The sequence below is a fragment of the Actinomyces sp. MRS3W genome (assembly GCF_032465695.1).
Taxonomy (GTDB): domain Bacteria; phylum Actinomycetota; class Actinomycetes; order Actinomycetales; family Actinomycetaceae; genus Actinomyces.
This window is the reverse complement of sequence record NZ_JAWDJJ010000057.1, coordinates 1-3,656: the sequence shown is the minus strand read 5'-3', so window position 1 is coordinate 3,656 and position 3,656 is coordinate 1. Positions and strand designations below refer to the sequence as shown.

3 protein-coding genes are annotated in these 3,656 nt (G+C 67.7%); 2 read left to right on the top strand and 1 reads right to left on the bottom strand.

The genetic code is table 11. The features are described from left to right. Positions 1-167 precede the first annotated feature (167 nt). Positions 168-1,124 carry a hypothetical protein gene (locus RWX45_RS01585; protein ID WP_316022038.1) on the top strand — a complete coding sequence of 319 codons (957 nt, stop codon included), beginning with the start codon at positions 168-170 and terminating at the stop codon, positions 1,122-1,124. Positions 1,125-1,304: 180 nt separating this feature from the next. Here the strand turns inward: RWX45_RS01585 and RWX45_RS01580 are convergent, their stop codons facing one another. Continuing rightward, the gene (locus tag RWX45_RS01580; protein WP_316022037.1) at positions 1,305-1,913 is read right to left on the bottom strand and encodes a MogA/MoaB family molybdenum cofactor biosynthesis protein; all 609 of its coding nucleotides are present in this window, start codon (positions 1,911-1,913) and stop codon (positions 1,305-1,307) included. Positions 1,914-2,290: 377 nt separating this feature from the next. Between RWX45_RS01580 and RWX45_RS01575 the strand changes: the two genes are divergently transcribed. Continuing rightward, the gene (locus RWX45_RS01575; RefSeq protein ID WP_316022036.1) at positions 2,291-3,622 is read left to right on the top strand and encodes a nitrate/nitrite transporter; all 1,332 of its coding nucleotides are present in this window, start codon (positions 2,291-2,293) and stop codon (positions 3,620-3,622) included. The last annotated feature ends 34 nt before the right edge of the window (positions 3,623-3,656 follow it).

The following is a 3,656-nucleotide window of genomic DNA, read 5'->3' as shown; positions in this document are numbered from 1 at the left end:
AATGTGTATAAGAGAACATCCTTCCAGTACTCGTTCGTCGTTCCACCGTAGGACGCCGCGCGCTGGAGGACGGCATCCACTCCGGCAGCCTCACGCCGGTCCGACGCGATGCCTACATCCGCATCCCACCCGATGCCGCAGCATGGGAGCGGCAGGCCGTCACCCACATGGCCCTGCTTGAAACCGTCCGTACCGACGAGCTCACCGGCGTCATCGTCTTAGAAAGCGCGGTGGTGCTTCACGGCGCGGCCACCTGGCGTGTTCCGCGCTCGCTGCACCTGGCCGTCCCGTATCACGTCTCCGGGCTGCGCCGACCCGCCACACGGCGCGACCCCTCACGCCCGCCAGGTCGCGATCTCGGCCCGCTCGACCGTCGTCGGGCACTCTCGGCGCGTCCACTGCGTCGGCACCGCTTTGAGATTCCCGACGACGACGTCGTCATCATCGGCGGGCTGCGCGTGACCGGAATCGAACGCACGCTGGAAGACTGCGCGCGATTTCTCGAACCAGATGCGGCGCTGGTTGCCGTCGATTCGCTGCTGGCGGTGGCCGCGGGGGCGCTGCCGCCAACCACCGCCGCCGGCTCAGGACACGACGCCGTCGGCCGTCCCTGGGACCGCGCTGTGGAGATCAATCGGAAGGCGAACGCCTTGCGGAGGCGGGTGCTGGCCAGGCTGGATGGCCGCCGCGGCGAACGCGGAGTGCGGCGGGCACGAGCTGTTATCGAAGCCGCCACCCCCTGGAGCCAGTCGCCCTATGAGACGGAGCTGCGCCGTATCTGCCTGGTCAATGGGATGACGTCACCGGTGCCTCAGATGCCATTGCGCACCGAAGTCACCACCTTCTACGCCGACCTCGGCTGGTGGGACCTGCGCAGGGCCGCCGAGGTAGATGGCCTGGTCAAGCTGCGCCACGATGCCGACGCCGTCCTCGCCCAGCGGGCTGCGCGCGACGAGGTTTTCGCCGACCGCGGCTTCGAGATCGCACACTTCTCACCGGATGACGTGCGTGACACCGACCGCGCGCTGGAGAAACTGCACGATTTGCTGCCCCGCACGGCATGCGAGGGTCGTCCGGTCATCGGATTGCGCACCAAGCGGGAGCGCCCGCGCGCCGCACGCTGATCATCCGCCGGTGCCCGCCCGCGGCTCTGGAAGGACGGCCCGCCAGCCACGGGTGTTCCGTCGTTCTCGTCATTAGTGCCGGTCTCGGCACGTCATTAGTGCCGGTTTCGGCACGTCATTAGTGCCGGTTTCGGCACGTCATTAGTGCCGATTTCGGTGAAGGGGTGGTGAGCGGGCGGCTCAGTGGTCGCCGCCGCCGAGCTGTTCCAGGACGTGCGGCACAAGCGGGCCGACGACGGCGATCGTGTCCTTGACGCCGCCGCGCGAGCCGGGAGCATTGACGACCAGGACGCCGTCGCTGCCACGACCGGTCACCCCCACGAGGCCACGCGACAGACTCGACAGCGGCGTGTGGGTCAAACCGTAAGCGCGGATCTGCGCCTCAATTCCCTCCAGCCGCACGTCCAGCAACGGGGCCGTGCCCTCGGGAGTGAGATCGCGTGGCGTCACCCCGGTACCACCGGTGGTGAGCACCACCCGGGCGCCGTCGGCCATGGCTTCCCGAATCGCTGCGCGCACCGGCTCCTCCCCGTCGGGCACCACCCGCACGGCGTCGACAATGACGTCGTGCTGGCGCAGTAGTCGCGCCGCCAAAGGCCCGGAAACGTCCTCGCGCTCGCCGCTCACGCAACGATCGGACACCGTGATGACCGCGCCCTTGACCGGCTCGGGCAGAGGGTGCAGGCCCTTCTGAGGAACAGGGGAAATGCCCTCAGCAGCCGAGGCAGAAGCGATTCCTCCGGCGGGCTCGGAGTTGGGCGAGGAATGATGGGGGCTGGGCTGGCTCATGGACGCCACGGTAATCGGCCGGACCGGCCCGTGCCGCAGCGCCGGCTCCGGAGCGCCCCGCCCCACCCGGCGTCCCGCCTCCGCTCGTCTGTATCCGCACCTCGCCGCCTCCGTCCCAAACCCTCACCGACCAGCAACGATGCGGCCATCCATATGTATTAGCTCACACGCCCCTTTCTTATTACGGGACCCGCCGGGTCAATTCGGCCCGCCGCACACGCCAGTCCACGCCAAAAGATCCACCCACAGCCGCGATCGTCCACCACTCAGGCATCATGAATGAATCGTCCGGGGGCTCTCCCGCAGGTGTCCCACCGGACGGCGTCGCCGGTCTGCCCGGCGGCTTCATTGCCCCACACCCCAGGAGTCTGCACACTATGAGTCAGCTAGACACCACCGGCCGGGTCCTGAACGGCTGGAATCCCGAGGAGCCGGAGCACTGGTCCGCGCCCATCGCCTGGCGCACGCTCATCATCACCACCTTCTCCCTGGTGATCGCGTTCTGCGTGTTCTTCCTCGTCTCCGCCATCGCCCCGAGGCTGAAGGACATCGGCTTCGACCTGACCGCGAGCCAGCTGTACTGGCTGACGGCGATGCCGGGGCTGTCCGGCGGACTCATCCGCCTGGTGTACATGTTCCTGCCGCCCATCGTCGGTACCCGCAAGCTCATCGGCATCTCCTCCCTGCTGTACCTCATCCCCATGCTGGGCTGGTTCGTGGCCGTGCAGAACACCTCCACCCCCTACGCCGTCCTGCTGCTGCTGTCCTTCCTGTGCGGCATCGGCGGCGGCACCTTCTCCGGCTACATGCCCTCCACCGGCTACTTCTTCCCCAAGCGGCTATCCGGCACCGCCCTCAACGTCCAGGCCGGACTGGGCAATCTGGGCATGTCCATCATCCAGATCCTGGGCCCCTGGCTCATGGGCTTCGGCCTGCTGGGTATCACCTTCATCGCCCCGCAGCGCACCGCCGACAACACCGAGCTGTTCGTCCACAACGCCGCGATCTTCTTCGTGCCCTGGGCGATTCTGGCGGCCATCCTGGCCTTCTGGCTGCTCAAGGATGTGCCGGTCAAGGCCAACTTCCGCCAACAGATCGACATCTTCTCCAACCCCGACACCTGGCTGATGACGCTGCTGTACGTGCTCACCTTCGGCCTGTTCTCCGGCTTCTCCGCACAGTTCGGCCTGCTCATCAACAACACCTTCGGACCGGACTCGACGCTGGCCGCATCGGGATACACCGACCTGCCTCGCGGCGCCACCTACGCCTTCCTCGGCCCCCTCATCGGCTCCCTCGTGCGCGTAGCCTGGGGGCCGCTGTGCGACCGGATCTCCGGCGCCTTCTGGACCTTCGTATCCGCCGTCGGCATGGCGGTGACACTCGGCTGGGCAGCCCTGTACCTCCACCCCAGCGACCCGTCAAGCTTCCGACCCTTCCTGTGGGTCATGCTGGCCATGTTCTTCTTCGCCGGTATCGGTAACGCGGGCACCTTCAAGCAGATGCCCATGATCATGCCCCAGCGGCAGGCGGGCGGTGCCATTGGCTTCACCGCCGCCGTCGCCTGCTTCGGGCCGTTCTTCGTCGGCGTGGCCCTGTCGGCCATGGACGCCGCCACCTGGTTCTGGATCTGCGCCGTCTACTCGGCACTGTGCGCCGTCATCTGCTGGGTGCGCTACGCACGTCCCGGCGCCCCCTTCCCCGGGTGAGCCCGCGCCGCTCGCCCCACCCACTTCATAACCC